General features: G+C 70.9%; 17 protein-coding genes. 11 read left to right on the top strand and 6 right to left on the bottom strand.

Annotated elements, in window-relative coordinates:
- The first annotated feature begins 63 nt into the window (after nt 1-63).
- Nucleotides 64-525 carry a CoA-binding protein gene (locus tag QM792_RS11530; protein ID WP_415150103.1) on the top strand — a complete coding sequence of 154 codons (462 nt, stop codon included), beginning with the start codon at nt 64-66 and terminating at the stop codon, nt 523-525.
- Nucleotides 526-532: 7 nt separating this feature from the next.
- On the opposite strand, the gene QM792_RS11525 is transcribed toward QM792_RS11530, so the two are convergent.
- Both QM792_RS11525 and QM792_RS11520 read right to left on the bottom strand, forming a co-directional pair.
- Nucleotides 533-943: a PaaI family thioesterase gene (locus tag QM792_RS11525; protein WP_415150101.1), complete on the bottom strand. Its 411-nt coding sequence runs from the start codon at nt 941-943 to the stop codon at nt 533-535.
- A 5-nt stretch (nt 944-948) separates the two neighbouring features.
- Nucleotides 949-1,734 carry a helix-turn-helix domain-containing protein gene (locus QM792_RS11520; RefSeq protein WP_415150099.1) on the bottom strand — a complete coding sequence of 262 codons (786 nt, stop codon included), beginning with the start codon at nt 1,732-1,734 and terminating at the stop codon, nt 949-951.
- Nucleotides 1,735-1,841: 107 nt separating this feature from the next.
- On the opposite strand from QM792_RS11520, the gene QM792_RS11515 reads away from it, so the two are divergent.
- Genes QM792_RS11515 through QM792_RS11500 form a run of 4 tightly spaced genes read left to right on the top strand, consistent with a single transcriptional unit; the run spans nt 1,842 to nt 6,750 of the window.
- Nucleotides 1,842-3,125 carry an O-acetylhomoserine aminocarboxypropyltransferase/cysteine synthase family protein gene (locus QM792_RS11515; RefSeq protein ID WP_415150097.1) on the top strand — a complete coding sequence of 428 codons (1,284 nt, stop codon included), beginning with the start codon at nt 1,842-1,844 and terminating at the stop codon, nt 3,123-3,125.
- A 1-nt stretch (nt 3,126) separates the two neighbouring features.
- Nucleotides 3,127-4,776: an acyl-CoA synthetase gene (locus QM792_RS11510; RefSeq protein ID WP_415150095.1), complete on the top strand. Its 1,650-nt coding sequence runs from the start codon at nt 3,127-3,129 to the stop codon at nt 4,774-4,776.
- 10 nt (nt 4,777-4,786) lie between these two features.
- Nucleotides 4,787-5,581 carry an enoyl-CoA hydratase gene (locus tag QM792_RS11505; protein WP_415150093.1) on the top strand — a complete coding sequence of 265 codons (795 nt, stop codon included), beginning with the start codon at nt 4,787-4,789 and terminating at the stop codon, nt 5,579-5,581.
- The gene (locus QM792_RS11500; protein ID WP_415150091.1) at nt 5,578-6,750 is read left to right on the top strand and encodes a L,D-transpeptidase family protein; all 1,173 of its coding nucleotides are present in this window, start codon (nt 5,578-5,580) and stop codon (nt 6,748-6,750) included. The genes QM792_RS11505 and QM792_RS11500 overlap by 4 nt, the downstream gene beginning before the upstream one ends.
- A 4-nt stretch (nt 6,751-6,754) precedes the next feature.
- On the opposite strand, the gene QM792_RS11495 is transcribed toward QM792_RS11500, so the two are convergent.
- A complete protein-coding gene (locus tag QM792_RS11495) occupies nt 6,755-7,288 on the bottom strand; it encodes a DUF882 domain-containing protein (protein WP_415150089.1) in 534 nt (177 codons plus the stop codon).
- A gap of 128 nt (nt 7,289-7,416) precedes the next feature.
- Between QM792_RS11495 and QM792_RS11490 the strand changes: the two genes are divergently transcribed.
- Nucleotides 7,417-9,327, top strand: coding sequence for a M48 family metalloprotease (locus QM792_RS11490; RefSeq protein WP_415150087.1), 1,911 nt, complete (start codon nt 7,417-7,419; stop codon nt 9,325-9,327).
- Nucleotides 9,328-9,376: 49 nt separating this feature from the next.
- Here QM792_RS11490 and QM792_RS11485 read toward each other — a convergent pair whose 3' ends face one another.
- On the bottom strand, nt 9,377-11,062 hold the full coding sequence (locus tag QM792_RS11485; protein WP_415150085.1) for an electron transfer flavoprotein-ubiquinone oxidoreductase: 1,686 nt from the start codon (nt 11,060-11,062) through the stop codon (nt 9,377-9,379).
- A gap of 181 nt (nt 11,063-11,243) precedes the next feature.
- Here QM792_RS11485 and QM792_RS11480 point away from each other — a divergent pair, with 181 nt between their 5' ends.
- The 3 genes from QM792_RS11480 to QM792_RS11470 are packed head-to-tail and all read left to right on the top strand — an operon-like array spanning nt 11,244 to nt 13,107.
- On the top strand, nt 11,244-12,026 hold the full coding sequence (locus tag QM792_RS11480) for an SDR family oxidoreductase (RefSeq protein ID WP_415150083.1): 783 nt from the start codon (nt 11,244-11,246) through the stop codon (nt 12,024-12,026).
- Nucleotides 12,023-12,658 carry a YceH family protein gene (locus QM792_RS11475; protein ID WP_415150081.1) on the top strand — a complete coding sequence of 212 codons (636 nt, stop codon included), beginning with the start codon at nt 12,023-12,025 and terminating at the stop codon, nt 12,656-12,658. Before QM792_RS11480 ends, QM792_RS11475 begins: the two co-directional genes overlap by 4 nt.
- Nucleotides 12,659-12,675: 17 nt before the next feature.
- On the top strand, nt 12,676-13,107 hold the full coding sequence (locus tag QM792_RS11470) for an acyl-CoA thioesterase (RefSeq protein WP_415151616.1): 432 nt from the start codon (nt 12,676-12,678) through the stop codon (nt 13,105-13,107).
- Nucleotides 13,108-13,687: 580 nt separating this feature from the next.
- On the opposite strand, the gene QM792_RS11465 is transcribed toward QM792_RS11470, so the two are convergent.
- Nucleotides 13,688-14,281, bottom strand: coding sequence for a LuxR C-terminal-related transcriptional regulator (locus tag QM792_RS11465; protein ID WP_415150079.1), 594 nt, complete (start codon nt 14,279-14,281; stop codon nt 13,688-13,690).
- An 81-nt stretch (nt 14,282-14,362) separates the two neighbouring features.
- On the opposite strand from QM792_RS11465, the gene QM792_RS11460 reads away from it, so the two are divergent.
- A complete protein-coding gene (locus QM792_RS11460) occupies nt 14,363-15,073 on the top strand; it encodes a CoA transferase subunit A (RefSeq protein WP_415150077.1) in 711 nt (236 codons plus the stop codon).
- A 2-nt stretch (nt 15,074-15,075) separates the two neighbouring features.
- Nucleotides 15,076-15,714, top strand: a complete 639-nt coding sequence (locus tag QM792_RS11455; RefSeq protein WP_415150075.1) for a 3-oxoacid CoA-transferase subunit B — start codon at nt 15,076-15,078, stop codon at nt 15,712-15,714.
- An 11-nt stretch (nt 15,715-15,725) separates the two neighbouring features.
- On the opposite strand, the gene QM792_RS11450 is transcribed toward QM792_RS11455, so the two are convergent.
- Nucleotides 15,726-16,766, bottom strand: a complete 1,041-nt coding sequence (locus QM792_RS11450; RefSeq protein ID WP_415150074.1) for a quinone-dependent dihydroorotate dehydrogenase — start codon at nt 16,764-16,766, stop codon at nt 15,726-15,728.
- Nucleotides 16,767-16,813 lie beyond the last annotated feature (47 nt).

The following is a 16,813-nucleotide window of genomic DNA, read 5'->3' as shown; positions in this document are numbered from 1 at the left end:
CGGGCCCGGCGATGCCGGGCCCTTGTCTTTGGCACGCGGTGCGCGCCTGCTATCGTCGCGGGCATGGCCGACACCATCTCCGACCTGCGCCGCATCCTGAAAGACTGCCGTACCATCGCGGTGGTCGGCCTGTCGGCCGAATGGCACCGGCCGAGCTACTTCGCGGCCAAGTACATGCAGCAGCACGGCTACCGCATCGTGCCGGTCAATCCGCGCTACGCGCAGGTGCTGGGCGAAACCTGCTACCCGAGCCTGGAAGCGATCCCGTTCAAGGTCGACATGGTCGACGTGTTCCGCAAGCCCGAAGACCTGCCGCCGATCGCGCGCGCCGCGGCGGCCGTCGGCGCCAAGTGCCTGTGGCAGCAGCTCGGCGTGAAGAACCTCGAGGCCGACGCCATCGCACGCGCGGCCGGCATGGACTCGGTGATGGACCGCTGCGTGAAGATCGAGCACGCGCGCCTGTTCGGCGGACTGAACTGGGCGGGCGTGAACACCCGGGTGATCTCGGCGCGGCGCCCGGTGTAGATCTGGCTCAGCGCCTGCCTTCGAGAACCAGTTGCGTCTGCGTCACCACCGCGCACAGCCTGCCGTCGGCGTTGGTGATGTTCGTCTGCCAGACCAGGGTGGTGCAGCCACGGTGCAGCGCGACGCTCTCGCCCCTGACGACGCTTCCGGCCTTGGCCGCGCCGATGAACTTGGTGCTCGAGTCGGTGGTGGTCGTCGTCTGGCCCGCGGCCAGGTTGAGCAGGGTGCCGACGGCGCCCAGCGTGTCCGCGAACGCCATGCAGGCGCCGCCATGCATGATGCCGCCCGCGGTGCACAGCTCGGGCCGCACCGGCATCCGCGCCACGACGCGCTCGGGCGTGGCTTCGAGCAACTGCACGCCCATGAGCCCGGGGAAGAGCGGGTCGAGCAGCGTTTGCAGGGTCGAGAGTTCGAGCATGATGGTCAGGCCAGTCGCGCCATGGTTGCGGCCGTGTCGGCGTCGGCCGGGAAGAAGGCTTCGATGGTCAGTTCCGCCAGCGTCACGTCGACCGCGGTGCCGAACACCGTGGTCGCGCTGATGAACGACAGCGGCCCGTCCGGCCCGGCCAGCCGGAACGGCACCGCGATGCGCCCGTCGGCGGCGGGCGCGGCCGGCGGACGCGGCGGCGCGGGGTAGCTCTTCAGTTCCTCCAGCAGCGCGGCCAGCACCGGATCGGCCGAGCGTTCGACATCGTGCGCCAGCCGCACCAGCAGGTGCTCGCGCCACTCGGCCAGGTTCAGCACGCGGCCGGCCAGGCCTTCGGGGTGCAGCGTCAGCCGCAGCACGTTCACCGGGCCCGACGGCGGCGGCGCGCCGAGGGCGCCGAGCAGCGCGTACACCGAGCGGTTGGCCGCGAGCAGGTTCCAGTGCCGGTCCACCGCCAGCGCCGGGTGCGGCGCATGGCCTTGCAGGATGCGCTCGACCGCGTCGCGCGCCGAAGCCAGTTCCGGCGCGCCCAGCGGCCGTTCGCGGTACAGCGGCGCGAAGCCGGCGGCGACCAGCATCGCGTTGCGCTCGCGCACCGGCACCGACAGGCGCTCGGCCAGGCGCAGCAGCATCTCGCGGCTGGGCTGCGAGCGGCCCGACTCGACGAAGCTCAGGTGGCGCTGCGAGACCTCGGCATCGACCGCCAGCGCCAACTGGCTGAGCCGGCGGCGCTGGCGCCAGCCGCGCAGCAGTTCGCCCACCGATGGGGATGGATTGTTCATGCGCTGAGCTTGCCGCCAGGGCGGGGCGGCGGCAACTACCTCGCGGGTAATCGCTGCCCGGGGCTCGTGCCCATCCGCTCGGTGCCTCGCTACACTTGGCCGCTCCCATGGCCGACCACGACTTCAAGCCCGAGACGCTGGCCATCCACGCCGGCCAGATTCCCGACGCCGCCACCGGCGCCCGCGCGCTGCCGATCTACCAGACCACCAGCTTCGTCTTCGACAGCGCCGACCACGCCGCGTCGCTGTTCAACCTGCAGACCTTCGGCAACGTCTACTCGCGGCTGTCCAACCCGACGGTGGCGGCGCTGGAGGAGCGCATCGCCGCGCTCGAAGGCGGCCGCGCCGCCGTGGCCTCGGCCAGCGGCATGGCGGCCGAGGCGATGGCGCTGATGACGATCCTGCAGGCCGGCGACCACGTGGTCGCCGCCGGCGCGCTGTACGGCGGCACGGTGACGATGCTGGCGGTGAATCTCGCCAAGTTCGGCATCGAGACCAGTTTCGTCGATGCGATGCAGCCCGAGGCCTTCGCCGCCGCGATGCGGCCGAACACCCGCGCGGTGTTCGCCGAGAGCCTGGGCAACCCCAGCCTGGCGGTGCTCGACATCGCCGCGGTCGCCGAGGTGGCGCATGCGCACGGCGTTCCGCTGGTGATCGACAACACCGTGCCCTCGCCGCTGCTGTGCCAGCCGATCCGCCACGGCGCCGACATCGTCGTGCACTCGGCCACCAAGTACCTCGGCGGCCACGGCACCACGCTGGCCGGCGTGGTGGTCGAAAGCGGCAAATTCCCCTGGGCGAACGGCAAGTTCTCCGGCATGACCGAGCCCTCGCCCGGCTACCACGGCGTGAAGTTCCACGAGACCTTCGGCGACTTCGCGTTCACGATGCGCGCGCGCATGGAGACGCTGCGCGTCTACGGCGCGGCACTGGCACCGGCCAGCGCCTGGCAGATCCTGCAAGGCGTCGAGACGCTGCCGCTGCGCATGCAGCGGCACTGCGCCAACGCGCTGCGCGTGGCCGAGTTCCTGCGCGCGCACCCGCGCGTGCGCTGGGTCAACTACCCCGGCCTGCCGGATCATCCGCAGCATGCGCTGCTGATGCGCCAGATGAGCGGCGCCTCGGGGCTGCTGGCCTTCGGCGTCGAGGGCGGCTCGGCCGCGGGCGTGAAGTTCATCGAGGCGGCGCAGTTCATGAGCCACCTCGCCAACATCGGCGACACCCGCACGCTGATCATCCACCCGGCCTCGACCACGCACCGCCAGCTCGACGAGGCGCAGCAGCGCGCCGCCGGCGTGCTGCCCGACATGGTGCGCATGTCGGTCGGGCTGGAACACATCGACGACATCCTGTGGGACATCGACCAGGCACTCGCTGCCACGGAAAACTGACATGAGCACGATCTACGACCGCGATCTCGACAAGAACCCCGCCAACCACGCGGCGCTCAGCCCGATCAGCTTCGTCGAACGCAGCGCCGAGGTGTTCGGCGACCTGCCGGCGGTGATCCACGGCGCGCGCCGCTACGACTGGCGCACGCTGCGCGAGCGCTCGGCGCGGCTGGCCGCGGCGCTGCGCTCGTTCGGCGTCGGCCGCGGCAGCACGGTGACGACCATGCTGCCGAACACGCCCGAGATGGTCGAGGCGCACTACGCGATCCCCGCGCTGAACGCGGTGATCAACACGCTCAACACCCGGCTCGACGCGCCGCTGCTGGCCTGGCAGATGAACCACTGCGAGGCCGCGGTGGTGATCACCGACCGCGAGTTCGCGCCGCTGATGGGCGAGGCGCTGCGCATCCTGAAGGCCGAGCACGGCCGCGCGCCGGTGGTCATCGACGTGTGCGACAGCGAATACACCGGCCCCGGCGACCGCCTCGGCGCGCACGAGTACGAGGCGCTGCTGGCCGCGCACGCGCCGCTGGCGCGGCTGGAGGGCCCGGCCGACGAGTGGGACGCGATCGCCGTCAGCTACACCAGCGGCACCACCGGCGACCCCAAGGGCGTGGTCACGCACCACCGCGGCGCCTACCTGAACGCGGTGTGCAACGCGGCGACCTGGACCATGCCGCACTTCCCGAAGTACCTGTGGACGCTGCCGATGTTCCACTGCAACGGCTGGTGCTTCCCGTGGACGGTGGCGATGCTCGGCGGCGTGCACGTCTGCCTGCGCCGCGTCGAGGCGCCGGCCATCCTCGCCGCGATGCGCGAGCACGGCGTCGACCACTACTGCGCCGCGCCCATCGTGCACAACCTGATCATCGCCGCGCCGGCCGAGCTGCGCGAAGGCATCCGCCAGAAGGTGCGCGGCATGGTGGCCGGCGCCGCGCCGCCGGCGTCGATGATCGAGGGCATGGCGAAGCTCGGCTTCGACATCACCCACGTCTACGGGCTCACCGAGGTCTACGGCCCGGCCTCGGTGGCGGTCAAGCGCGAGGGCTGGGCGGCCGAGTCGCTGTCGGAGCAGACGCGCCTGAACGGCCGCCAGGGCGTGCGCTACGTGCTGCAGGAGGGCATGACCGTGCTCGACCCCGAGACCCTGCGCGAGGTGCCCGCCGACGGCCAGACCATGGGCGAGATCATGTTCCGCGGCAACATCGTGATGAAGGGCTACCTGAAGAACCCGGGCTCGACCGCCAAGGCCTTCGAGGGCGGCTGGTTCCACACCGGCGACCTCGCCGTGATGGAGAGCGACCGCTACGTCAAGATCAAGGACCGCAGCAAGGACATCATCATCAGCGGCGGCGAGAACATCAGCTCGATCGAGGTGGAAGACGCGCTGTACCGCCACGCCGACGTGCTGGCCTGCGCGGTGGTGGCGCGGCCGCACGAGAAGTGGGGCGAGACGCCGCTGGCCTACGTCGAGCTGAAGCCGGGCGCGAGCGTGACGGCCGAGGCGCTGATCGCCCACTGCAAGGCCCTGCTGGCCGGCTACAAGGTGCCCCGCGAGATCCGCTTCGAGGCCATTCCCAAGACATCGACCGGCAAGATCCAGAAGTTCCAGTTGCGCGAACGCGCGAAGAGCGCTTCGGCGATCGAATGAGGAGAGCGTGATGCAGACGAACGACGACAGGCTGGTGCTGCGCGACATCGACGCGCGCGGCGTGCTGCGGCTGACGCTGAACCGGCCGAACGCCTTCAACTCGCTGTCGGAGGCGATGCTGGCCGCGCTGCGGGCCGAGTTCGAGGCGGCCGCGCGCGACGAGTCGGTGCGCGTCGTCGTGCTCGGCGCGGCGGGTAAGGCCTTCTGCGCCGGCCACGACCTGAAGGAGATGCGCGCCGAGCCCTCGCTCGACTACTACCAGACGCTCTTCGCGCAGTGCACGCGGGTGATGCTGGCGATCCAGAAGCTGCCGGTGCCGGTGATCGCGCGTGTGCAGGGCATCGCCACCGCGGCGGGCTGCCAGCTCGTCGCGATGTGCGATCTCGCGGTGGCCAGCCGCGACGCGCGCTTCGCGGTCAGCGGCGTCAACCTCGGGCTGTTCTGCTCGACGCCGGGCGTGGCGCTGAGCCGCAACCTGTCGCGCAAGGCGGCCTTCGAGATGCTGGTCACCGGCGGCTTCATCTCGGCCGACGAGGCGAAGGAGAAGGGCCTGGTCAACCGCGTCGCCGAGCCGGACCAGCTCGACGCCGCCGTCGAGGCGCTGGTCGGCGCCATCGTCGCCAAGCCGCGCGTCGCGCTGGCGATGGGCAAGGCGCTGTTCTACCGCCAGCTCGAAAAGGGCATCGCCGCCGCCTACGACGACGCCGGCCAGACCATGGCCTGCAACATGATGGACGACAGCGCGCTGGAAGGTGTGCAGGCCTTCATCGACAAACGCCCGCCGCGCTGGGGACAGCCGCATTGAGGCGACGCGCGCTGCTGGCCGGCGCCGTCGCGTTCGCGGCCGGCGCACCGCGCGCCCAGGCGCCGGCGCCGTGGAGCGAGGCGCTGCAACACGAGGCGCGGCAGATCCTGGCCGGCGCGGCGGCCGACGGGCTCGACCCGGCCGACTACCGTGACGGCACCGTCGAAGCGTCCTTCGGGCGCTACCTGCGCGATCTGCACCTGGGCCGTGTGCGGCCGCGCGACCTCGGCTTCGGCGTCGGCACGCCGCTGCCCGACGAGACCTTCGTCGCGCAGGCGCTGCACGAGGCCATCGCCGCCGGCCGCCTCGCGCCGGCGGTCGAGCGCCTGACACCCGCGCCGACGCAGTACCGCCGGCTGCGCGAGATGCTGGCGCGCTACCGTGCCGGCGATGTCGTCGTCGCCGACGACAAGATCGCTCCGGCGCGGCGCCTGCGCCAGATCGAGCTGTCGATGGAGCGGCTGCGCTGGCTGCCGCCGCTGGCCGGCCGACCGCTGGTGGCGATCAACATCCCGATGTTCCGCCTGTGGGCCTGGGATGCCGGCGCCGACGCCGACCGCGCCGCGCCCGCGCTGGCGATGGACGTGATCGTCGGCCGCGCGATGCGCACGCAGACGCCGGTGTTCTCGCACCAGATGACGCACCTGGTGTTCCGCCCGTACTGGAACGTGCCGCGCTCCATCGTGCGCAACGAGATCCTGCCGGCCATCGAGCGCGACCCGAACTACCTCGCGCGCCACGACATGGAAGTGGTCTCCGGCGAGGGCGAGGCGATGCGCGTGCGCCAGCGGCCGGGGCCGAAGAACTCGCTCGGCCTGGTGAAGTTCATCTTTCCCAACGAGGCCAGCGTCTACCTGCACGGCACGCCCTCGCGCGAGATGTTCTCGCGCAGCCGGCGCGACTTCAGCCACGGCTGCGTGCGCGTGGCCGACCCGCCGGCGCTGGCGCAGTGGCTGCTGCGCGACCAGCCGGCCTGGACGCGCGAGGCGATAGACGCGGCGATGAACGGCGCGCGCACGCAGCAGGTGAACCTCGGCGCGCCGGTGCCGGTGCTGCTGTACTACCTGACCGCGATGGTGTCGCCCGACGACGGGCAGTTGCGCTTCGCCGACGACATCTACCGCCACGACGCCGCGCTGGAGAAGCGCCTGGCGGCGCGCCGCCGCTAGATTGTCAGCCGCGCCAGGCGCGCACGCGCCCGGTGTCCACGTGCACGAAGTTCGAGCCCGGGTAGAAGCCGACGCCGCCGCGTTGCAGCGCCAGCGCCGCGTCGCGCAGCCGCGCCAGCGGCACGTCGGCGACGCGGATGTCGATCGCCTGGCCGCTCATGTGCAGGCTCCTGGTCGCCACGCCACCGCTGCGCTCATGCAGCATGCGGTTGGTGGCCGGCGAGCGGTAGCCGGAGATGATCTGGTAGGGCGCCTGCGCCCCGGTGCGCTCGCGCAGCGCGTGCAGCAGGTCGAGCAGCGCCGGGTCCATCGTGCCGGCCTCGCCGCTGCGGAAGTCGCGCAGCAGGTGGTTCACCGCGGCCAGCGCGTCGTCGAGGTAGCGGCCGGCGCTGAAGTACTCGACCTCGAGCGCCTCGCCGGTGTGCAGGTGCTTGAAGCTCAGCGCGCGCGATCCGCCGGCGCGGGCCTGGACGATCACCGGGGAGGCGGCAAGGGCGGCGAAGGCGGCGAGCGAGCGTCGGCGGGTCAGCAAAACCATGCCCGGCAGTGTATCGGCCGGCACGCAGCGCCCGGTGTGAATGTGTGAACAACTCGACGCCGCGGCCGCGTGACAAAGTGAACGAAGCCGCGCCGCGTCAAGATGGCCGGCCGCAACGCCACCCGACGATGGACGACGCCTCCTTCCGGCGCCTGGTCGCCCGCTACGAACACGACAGCCGCGACGACCCGGTGCGCTTCGCGCGCCTGACCTTCGCGCTGGCGGCCTTCGGCTACGCCGCCATCCTGCTGACGCTGGCGGCCTCGGCCTGGGGCCTGGTGTGGGGCGGCGCGCAGTTGCTGCACGGCCGCGTGGCCGGCTGGAAGCTGATGCTGGTGCTCGGCTGCGCCTCGCTGATGTTCTCGCTGCTGCGCGCGCTGTGGATGCGCCCCGAGGCGCCGCAGGGCCTGGCGGTGACGCCGCAGGAGGCGCCGCGCCTGTTCGAACTGATCGAGACGCTGCGCCGCAAGACCGGCGCGCCGCGGCCGGACCGCGTGCTGATCGACGGCGAGCTGAACGCCGCGGTGTGGCAGCAGCCGCGCCTGGGCCTGCTCGGCTGGCACCGCAACCACCTGGTGCTCGGCCTGCCGCTGATGATGGGCCTGTCGACGCGCCAGCTCGGCGCGGTGATCGCGCACGAGTTCGGCCACCTGCGCGGCGCGCACGGCAAGCTCGGCCAGTGGATCTACCGCACGCGGCGGAGCTGGTACCTCTTGGCGCTGGCGCGCGAGCGAGCCAGCCTGGGCGGCAACGTCGCCGACCTGGCGCTGGCGTTCTTCTTCCGCCACTTCTTCCCGCGCTTCAACGCGCGCGCCTTCGTGCTGTCGCGCCAGCAGGAGTACGAGGCCGACCGCGCCGCGCACCGCATCGCCGGGGCGCAGGCCAGCGGCGAGGGCCTGCAGGCGATCGAGGTGCAGTCGCGCTACCTCGAGGAGGAGTTCTGGCCGGCGCTGTGGCGCCGCGCGGCGAACGCGCCGTCGCCGGCCGCCGAGCGGCCGTACCGGCTGCTGCGCGACGCGATGCCGGCCAGCCTGTCGCACGCCAAGGCCAACACCTGGCTGGCCGACGGGCTGAAGCGCCTGTCCGACGTCGACGACACGCACCCCTCGCTGCGCGACCGGCTCGCCTTCGCCGAGCTCAAGCCCGGCCTGCCGCGCGCCGCCGAAACCTCGGCCGCGCAGGCGCTGCTGGGCGGCGCGCTGAAGGACTGGATCGCGCGCCTGGACGCACGCTGGCGCGAGGAGGCGGGCCGCTCGTGGAGCGAGCGGCACCGCTACGCCAACGGCCAGCGCCACCTGATGGACGAGCTGCGCCAGGAGAGCGGCACCGGCGCGATCGACCCCGACGACCACCTGCTGTGGTCGCACGCCGCGCGGCTGCTCGACGGCGACGCGGCCGGCGAGTCGGTGCTGCGCGCTCTGGTCGAGCAGCGCCCCGACAACCTGGCCGGCCGCTACGAGCTGGGCATGCTGCTGATCGACGACGCCTCGGACGCGCGCGGCGAAGAGGGCGCCGAGCTGCTGCGCGGCGTCGCCGAGGCCGGCAACAACCCCTGGGCCTTCAGCGCGGCGCAGCGCCGCGAGGCCTGGCTGGAGCGGCGCGAGCGCTTCGACGAGCTGAAGAAGTGGCGCGAGCTGCTGAAGCAGCGCGACGCCGAGGCCACCGCGGCGATGCAGGCGCTGCACGATTTCGAGGGGCCGCAGCACTTCGAGCCGGCGCAGCTCAGCCGCCGCGTGCTGCGCTCCTTGCAGGACCTGCTGCGCGGCGAACGCGCCGCGGCGCGCGCCTACGTCGTGCGCAAGGTCGACGCGGCGGCGCCGAACTGGCGCTTCTGCCTGGTGATCATCGAGCGCGCCAAGGGCCTGGGCCAGCCCGACGCGCAGAGCTGGTGGGCCGAGCTGCGCGAACGCATCGAGCTGCCGTGCCCCTTCATGGTGATCGACCTCGCGCACCCCTACTGGGCCGACAAGGCGCGCGCGCCGCTGGTGCAGCAGATGCTGGCGGTGAACGGCGCGCAGGTCTATGCGGCGCGCCGTTGAGCCTCACATCCCAGCGTGAATCAGGCGGCGCCGGGCCTGCTCGCTGCGCTCACATCCCGGCATAGTTCGGCCCGCCGCCGCCCTCGGGCGTGACCCAGACGATGTTCTGCGTCGGGTCCTTGATGTCGCAGGTCTTGCAGTGCACGCAGTTCTGCGCGTTGATCTGCAGGCGGTCGGAGCCGTCGTCGTTCTTGACGAACTCGTAGACGCCGGCCGGGCAGTAACGGCTCTCGGGGCCGGCGTAGGTCGCGAGGTTGACGTCCACCGGCACGTCGGCGCGCTTGAGCGTCAGGTGCGCCGGCTGGTTCTCCTCATGGTTGGTGTTGCTGATGAACACCGAGCTGAGGCGGTCGAAGGTGAGCTTGCCGTCGGGCTTGGGGTAGGTGATGGGCGGACACTCGGCGGCCGGCTTGAGGTAGGTGTGGTCGGGCGCCGCGCGGTGCAGCGTCCACGGCGGCGCCTTGAAGCCCAGGCGCGGCAGCAGCCACTGCTCGACGCCGGTCATCAGCGTCGCGGTGTTGCGGCCCTTCTTGAACCACTGCTTGAAGTTGCGCGCGCGGTCGAGTTCCTCGTGCAGCCAGCTTTCCTCGAAGGACTTGGGGTAGTCGCTCAGCTCGTCGTACGCGCGGCCGGCCTTGAGCGCGGCGTAGGCCGCCTCGGCGGCCAGCATGCCGGTCTTGATCGCCGCGTGGCTGCCCTTGATGCGGCTGGCGTTCAGGTAGCCGGCGTCGCAGCCGACCAGCGCGCCGCCCTTGAACACCGTCTTGGGCAGGCTGAGGATGCCGCCGGCGGTGATGGCGCGCGCGCCGTAGGCGACGCGCTTGCCGCCTTCGAGGTACTTGCGGATCTCGGGGTGTGTCTTCCAGCGCTGGAATTCCTCGAACGGGCTGAGCCAGGGGTTGGCGTAGTCGAGCCCGACGACGAAGCCGAGCGCGACCTTGTTGTCCTCGGCGTGGTAGAGGAACGAGCCGCCGTAGGTGGCGCTGTCCAGCGGCCAGCCGGCGGTGTGGATCACCAGGCCGGGCTGATGCTTGGCCGGGTCGATCTCCCACAGCTCCTTCAGGCCGATGCCGTAGCTCTGCGGGTCGCGTCCGGCGTCGAGCTTGAAGCGCTCGATCAGTTGTTTGCCCAGGTGCCCGCGCGCGCCCTCGGCGAAGATCGTGTACTTGGCGTGCAACTCCATGCCGAGCTGGAAGTTCTCGGTCGGCTCGCCGTCCTTGCCCACGCCCATGTTGCCGGTGGCCACACCCTTGACCGAGCCGTCGTCGTTGTAGAGCACCTCGGCGGCGGCGAAGCCGGGGAAGATCTCCACGCCCAGCGCCTCGGCCTGCTGCGCCAGCCAGCGCGTCACGTTGCCGAGGCTGACGATGTAGTTGCCGTGGTTCTTGAAGCAGTCGGGCAGCAGCCATTCGGGCGTGGCCTTGGCGCCGTGCTCGTCGAGGAACAGGAAGCGGTCGCAGGCGACTTCCTGCTTCAGCGGCGCGTCCATCTCGCTCCACGTCGGGAACAGCTCGGTGATCGCGCGCGGATCCATGATCGCGCCGGACAGGATGTGCGCGCCGGGCTCGGAGCCCTTTTCCAGCACCACCACCGAGACCTCGCCGCCTTCGAGCGCGGCGAACTGCTTCAGGCGGATCGCGGTGGCCAAGCCGGCGGGGCCGGCACCCACGACGACGACGTCGTATTCCATCGCTTCGCGCGGGCCGAACTGTTCGAGGATCTGTTGCGGGCTCATCGTGTGTCCAGTGGATCGAAGTGGATCGGACTGCGCACGATTCTACGGGGTGAAAAAACAAAAAAGCACGATCGTTCGATGACTTGGACTCGATGCTCGAGTCACCGATGCGACACGCGCGGGGCCGCGAGGCTGCGTGCTATCGTCGCCCGCCAATCGCAGATCAAACGAGAGGGCAGGCATGAGCTACAGCATCGATCTTTCCGGCCGCGTGGCGCTGGTCACCGGCGCGTCGAGCGGCCTGGGCACGCAGTTCGCGAAGACCCTGGCCCGCGCCGGCTGCGCGGTGGTGCTGGCGGGGCGGCGCGTCGAGCGGCTCAAGACGCTGCGCGCCGAGATCGAGGCCGACGGCGGCGACGCGCACGTGGTGGCGCTCGACGTGACCGACCTGGCCAGCATCAAGGCCGCGGTGGCGCACGCCGAGACCGAGATGGGCACGATCGACATCCTGGTCAACAACTCCGGCGTCAGCACCACGCAGAAGCTGGTCGACGTGACGGAGGAAGACTACGACTTCGTCTTCGACACCAACACCAAGGGCGCCTTCTTCGTCGCGCAGGAGGTCGGCAAGCGCATGCTGGCGCGCGCCAAGGGCGCGGCGCCGGGCACCTTCACCGGCGGGCGCATCGTCAACGTGGCCTCGATGGCCGGACTGCGCGTGCTGGGCCAGATCGGCGTGTACTGCATGAGCAAGGCGGCGGTGATCCACATGACGCGCTCGATGGCGCTCGAATGGGGCCGCTTCGGCATCAACGTCAACGCCATCTGCCCCGGCTACATCGACACCGAGATCAACCACCACCACTGGCAGACCGAGCAGGGCAGGAAGCTCGTCGACATGCTGCCGCGCAAGCGCGTCGGCCAGCCGCAGGACCTGGACACCGCGCTGCTGATGCTGGTGGCCAACGAGAGCCACTTCATCAACGGCGCCGTGATCCAGGCGGACGACGGCTTCGCGGTGTGAGAACGCTGTCGCTGCTCGAGACCCGCGTGCTCGGCGTGCTGGTCGAGAAGCAGCACACCGTGCCCGACAGCTACCCGCTGTCGCTCAACGCGCTGACGCTGGGCTGCAACCAGAAGACCGCGCGCGACCCGGTGCTCAGCGCGAGCGAGGCCGAGGTGCAGGACGCCGTCGATTCGCTGCGCGTGCTCAGCCTCGTCTTCGAGAGCAGCGGCTCGCGCGTGGCGCGCTACGAGCACAACCTCGGCCGCGCGCTGGGCGTGCCCTCGCAGGCGGTGGCGCTGCTGGCGGTGCTGATGCTGCGCGGGCCGCAGACGGCCTCCGAGCTGCGCACGAACTGCGAGCGGCTGCACCGCTTCGCCGACACGTCGTCGGTGGAAGCCTTCCTCGACGAACTCGCCGCGCGGCCCGACGACAAGGGCGGCGCGCTGGCGCTCAAGCTGCCGCGCGCCCCCGGCGCGCGCGAGCCGCGCTGGACGCAGTTGCTGGCCGGCGCGGTGGACCTGAGCGCACTGCCGGCGGCCACCGACGACATCGTCGCCAGCAGCGAGATCGCCGCGCTGAAGGCCGAGGTCAACGAACTGCGCGCGCTGGTCGAGCGGCTCTACGCCGAGCTGGGCGTCGCCAGGCCCTGACGAGGAACGAGACGATGCTGCGATTCCACCTGCCCGAGCAAAAGAAGCTGGTGCACCAGATGGTGATCCCGATCCGCTGGGGCGACATGGACGCGATGGGCCACGTCAACAACACCATCTACTTCCGCTATTTCGAGACCGTGCGCATCGCCTGGTTCGAGACGATAGGCACCTTGCCCGGGCCGCAGGACGTGGGGCCGGTGATCGTCAACGCCTTCTGCAGCTTCATCCGCCAGCTCGAATACCCGGGCGAGGTGCTGGCCAAGCACTACGTCGCCAACCCCGGGCGCACCAGCTTCGACACCTACATGACGCTGGAGCGCACCGACCAGCCCGGCGTGATCTGCACCGAGGGCGGGGCGAAGACGGTGTGGGTCGACTTTCCGAAGCAGAAGTCGGTGCCGCTGCCGGAGCGGATTCGCGAGGTTGTGGCGGCGGCGGCCGAATAGCTGACGGCGTGCGCGGCACCGAGCGGCGCGGCAGGCGCGGCCCCGTGGGGGCTCATGCGGTGGCGGTCGGTGCTGCGCACCGACTTCGCTGCGATGCTCGACACCGGGGCCGCGTCGCGGAACTCGCTGCGCGGGCCTTGCCCGCTGCGCTCAAACACCCGCGACGAGCATGAGGACGAAGCGCGCGGGTACGCGCGCCGACCCCGGTGCCTGCGCTTCTCGCCGCCCCCAAATCGCCCCCACGGGGCCGCGCCTGCCGCGCTGAACCAATGGTGGTGTGCGGAAGATGGCATGCCATCGCTGATTCAGCAAAGGACCGTCCGGGGCGCTCGCGGCGCGCCTATGAGGCGCCGAGAAGCGCAGGGCTTGTGGCCCGCGCGCGTACTCGCGCGCTTCGTCCTCATGCTTGCCGCGGGTGTTTGAACGCAGCGAACGAAGTGAGCGTAGTGAGTTCCGCGGCAGGGCCGCAAGCCCGAGCACCGCAGGGCAGTCGGCGCAGCCGACCGCCTCATCGAAGCGCCGCGGGCGCCCCGGACGGCCCTTTGCCGCCCCAGCCCATGCATGCCTCAGGCCGCGAACATCAAGCCCGCAACAACTTCTGCACCAGTTCCGGCGTCGTCGCCGCCCGATGCTTCTTCATCAGCCGGGCGCGATACACGTCCACCGTGCGCGGGCTGATATCCAGCCGCTTGCCGATCAGCTTGCTGGTCAGCCCCTCGATCAGCAGCGCGGCGATCTCGCGTTCGCGCGGCGTCAGGTCGACCGCCAGCCGCCGCCGCGCCGACAGGTCCTCGAACACCCAGATGCCGGCGGCGTGCGGCCGCGCCGGGTCGAGCGCGCGGCCCGAGACGTGGCACCAGAACAGCTCGCCGCGCTGCGCGCCACCGGCGTTGTCCAGGCGCTTCATCACACGCTCGTCGCTGTACCAGCCCTGGCGGTCCAGGCTCGCGGCGATGCGCTCGCCGGTGCGCTCGAATTCGTCGTGCGTGGGGTAGAGCACTTCGAAGCTCTGGCCGACCAACTGCTCGCGCTCGGCGCCGAACATCGCCAGCACCTGCCGGTTGCAGTCGACCATCAGCCGCTGGCGCGACAGCACCATGCCCACCGGCGCGAGGTCGAAGGCGGTGCGGTAGTCGATGGCCGACTGAGGTGCAGCCGACTGCGGGGTAGTCATTAGTCAATTCTACGTAGCGCCTACGTAATGCCATACGTAGTACGCTTCGCCCGCTTCCTATCCCACCCAGGAGACGTTTCGATGAACAAGGTGTACCCGAGCGCGGCCAAGGCGCTCGAAGGCATCGTGCACGACGGGCAGTTGCTCGCCGTGGGCGGCTTCGGCCTGTGCGGCATCCCCGAGGCGCTGATCGCCGCGCTGCGCGACTCGAAGGCGAAGAACCTCACGGTGATCTCGAACAACGCCGGCGTCGACGGCTTCGGCCTCGGCCAGTTGCTCGAGACGCGCCAGATCAAGAAGATGATCTCGAGCTACGTCGGCGAGAACAAGGAGTTCGAGCGCCAGTACCTCGCCGGCGAGTTGGAGCTGGAGTTCACGCCGCAGGGCACGCTGGCCGAGCGGCTGCGCGCCGGTGGCGCCGGCATCCCGGCCTTCTTCACACGCACCGGCGTCGGCACGCTGGTGGCCGAGGGCAAGGAGCTGCGCGAGTTCGACGGCCACACCTACGTGATGGAACGCGCCCTGGTGCCCGACGTCGCGCTGGCCAAGGCCTGGAAGGCCGACAAGAGCGGCAACCTGATCTTCCGCCGCACCGCGCGCAACTTCAATCCGGCCGCGATCATGGCCGGGCGCGTCAGCGTCGTCGAGGTGGAGGAGATCGTCGAGACCGGCAGCTTCGACCCCGATGCCGTGCACCTGCCGGGCATCTACGTGCACCGCCTCGTGCTCAACGCCAAACCCGAGAAGCGCATCGAGAAGCGCACCACCAAGCAGAACCCGAAGGGAGCCTGACGATGGCCTGGACCCACGATGAAATGGCGGCGCGCGCCGCCCGCGAACTCGCCGACGGCTTCTACGTGAACCTCGGCATCGGGCTGCCGACGCTGGTGGCCAACTTCGTCGACCCGGCCATCGAGGTGTGGCTGCAAAGCGAGAACGGCATGCTGGGCATCGGCCCGTTCCCCGACGAGGCCGAGGTCGACGCCGACCTGATCAACGCCGGCAAGCAGACCGTCACCACGCTGCCGGGTTCGAGCATCTTCGGCAGCCACGACAGCTTCGCGATGATCCGCGGCGGCAAGGTCAACCTGTCCATCCTCGGCGCGATGCAGGTCAGCGAGAAGGGCGACCTCGCCAACTGGATGATCCCGGGCAAGATGGTCAAGGGCATGGGCGGCGCGATGGACCTCGTGGCCGGCGTCAAGAGCGTGGTCGTGCTGATGGAGCACGTCGCGAAGAAGAAGGACGGCGGCTTCGACCTGAAGATCCTGCCGCAGTGCACGCTGCCGCTGACCGGCCTGGGCGTGGTCGACCGCATCATCACCGACCTCGCCGTGCTCGACGTGACGCCGCACGGGCTGAAGCTCGTCGAACTCGCGCCGGGCGTGACGCGCGAGGAGGTTCAGGCCAAGACGGGCGTGACGCTGCAGTAAGGCTCAGGGGCTCAGCCCCGCGCCTTCAGGGCCTGCGCCGCCTCGGTGATCAGCGGCGGGCCCTGGTAGATGAAGCCGGTGTAGATCTGCACGAGGTCCGCACCGGCTTCGCGCTTGGCGAGCGCGTCGGCCGCGCTCATCACGCCGCCCACGCCGATGATCGGGTAGCCGCCGCCCAGCTCGGCGCGCAGCGCGCGGATCACTCGGTTGCTCGCCTCCAGCACCGGCGCGCCCGACAGGCCGCCGGCCTCGGCGCCGTGCATCAGGTGCCTGACGGCGTCGCGCGCGATCGTCGTGTTGGTCGCGATCACGCCGTCGATGCCGTGGCGGTTCAGCGTCGCGGCGATCAGCTTGACCTGCGCCTCGTCGAGATCGGGCGCGATCTTCACGAACAGCGGCACGGCGCGGCCGTGCTCGCGCTGCAAGGCCTCGCGGCGCTGCGTGATGGCGCCCAGCAGCGCGTCGAGCGCCGCGTCGCCCTGCAGCTCGCGCAGGTTCTGCGTGTTCGGGCTGGAGATGTTGATCGTCACGTAGTCGGCGTGCGGGTAGACGCCGGCCAGGCCGAGCAGGTAGTCGTCCACCGCGCGCTCGATCGGCGTCGCGGCGTTCTTGCCGATGTTCAGGCCCAGGATGCCGCCCTGCGCGCGGAAACCCGCGCGCTTCACGTTGGCGACGAAGGCGTCGAGCCCGTCGTTGTTGAAGCCGAGCCGGTTGATCAGCGCGCGCGCTTCGGGCAGGCGGAACAGCCTCGGCTTCGCATTGCCAGGCTGCGGCCGGGGCGTCACGGTGCCGACCTCGACGAAGCCGAAGCCCATCGCGCCCAGGCCGTCGATGCAGCGGCCGTTCTTGTCCAGGCCGGCGGCCAGGCCGATGCGGTTCGGGAAGCGCAGCCCGGCCAGCGTCACCGGATCGTCGACGCGCGGCTGCGCGACCACGCAGGCCAGCGGCGTGTGCTGGATGCGCGCCAGCGCGGCCAACGTCAGGTCGTGCGCATCCTCGGGGTCGAGGCCGAACAGCACGGTGCGGGCGAGCGGGTAGGGAACGAGGGCCATGCGGGGTCGGGTGGGCGTCCTGGATAATCGCGCGATTGTCGCAAACC

It is taken from the genome of Piscinibacter sp. (assembly GCF_047600445.1).
Classification (GTDB): Bacteria; Pseudomonadota; Gammaproteobacteria; order Burkholderiales; family Burkholderiaceae_C; genus Piscinibacter.
The sequence above is the reverse complement of the archived record's forward strand: the minus strand, read 5'-3'. Positions and strand labels throughout refer to the sequence as shown.

Coding starts and splice junctions, on each gene's coding strand:
- QM792_RS11530 (WP_415150103.1), top strand. CDS start 64: ATGGCCGACACCATCTCCGACCTGCGCCGCATCCTGAAAGACTGCCGT.
- QM792_RS11510 (WP_415150095.1), top strand. CDS start 3,127: ATGAGCACGATCTACGACCGCGATCTCGACAAGAACCCCGCCAACCAC.
- QM792_RS11490 (WP_415150087.1), top strand. CDS start 7,417: ATGGACGACGCCTCCTTCCGGCGCCTGGTCGCCCGCTACGAACACGAC.
- QM792_RS11495 (WP_415150089.1), bottom strand. CDS start 7,288: ATGGTTTTGCTGACCCGCCGACGCTCGCTCGCCGCCTTCGCCGCCCTT.
- QM792_RS11450 (WP_415150074.1), bottom strand. CDS start 16,766: ATGGCCCTCGTTCCCTACCCGCTCGCCCGCACCGTGCTGTTCGGCCTC.
- QM792_RS11485 (WP_415150085.1), bottom strand. CDS start 11,062: ATGAGCCCGCAACAGATCCTCGAACAGTTCGGCCCGCGCGAAGCGATG.
- QM792_RS11480 (WP_415150083.1), top strand. CDS start 11,244: ATGAGCTACAGCATCGATCTTTCCGGCCGCGTGGCGCTGGTCACCGGC.
- QM792_RS11465 (WP_415150079.1), bottom strand. CDS start 14,281: ATGACTACCCCGCAGTCGGCTGCACCTCAGTCGGCCATCGACTACCGC.
- QM792_RS11460 (WP_415150077.1), top strand. CDS start 14,363: ATGAACAAGGTGTACCCGAGCGCGGCCAAGGCGCTCGAAGGCATCGTG.
- QM792_RS11455 (WP_415150075.1), top strand. CDS start 15,076: ATGGCCTGGACCCACGATGAAATGGCGGCGCGCGCCGCCCGCGAACTC.
- QM792_RS11505 (WP_415150093.1), top strand. CDS start 4,787: ATGCAGACGAACGACGACAGGCTGGTGCTGCGCGACATCGACGCGCGC.
- QM792_RS11515 (WP_415150097.1), top strand. CDS start 1,842: ATGGCCGACCACGACTTCAAGCCCGAGACGCTGGCCATCCACGCCGGC.
- QM792_RS11520 (WP_415150099.1), bottom strand. CDS start 1,734: ATGAACAATCCATCCCCATCGGTGGGCGAACTGCTGCGCGGCTGGCGC.
- QM792_RS11525 (WP_415150101.1), bottom strand. CDS start 943: ATGCTCGAACTCTCGACCCTGCAAACGCTGCTCGACCCGCTCTTCCCC.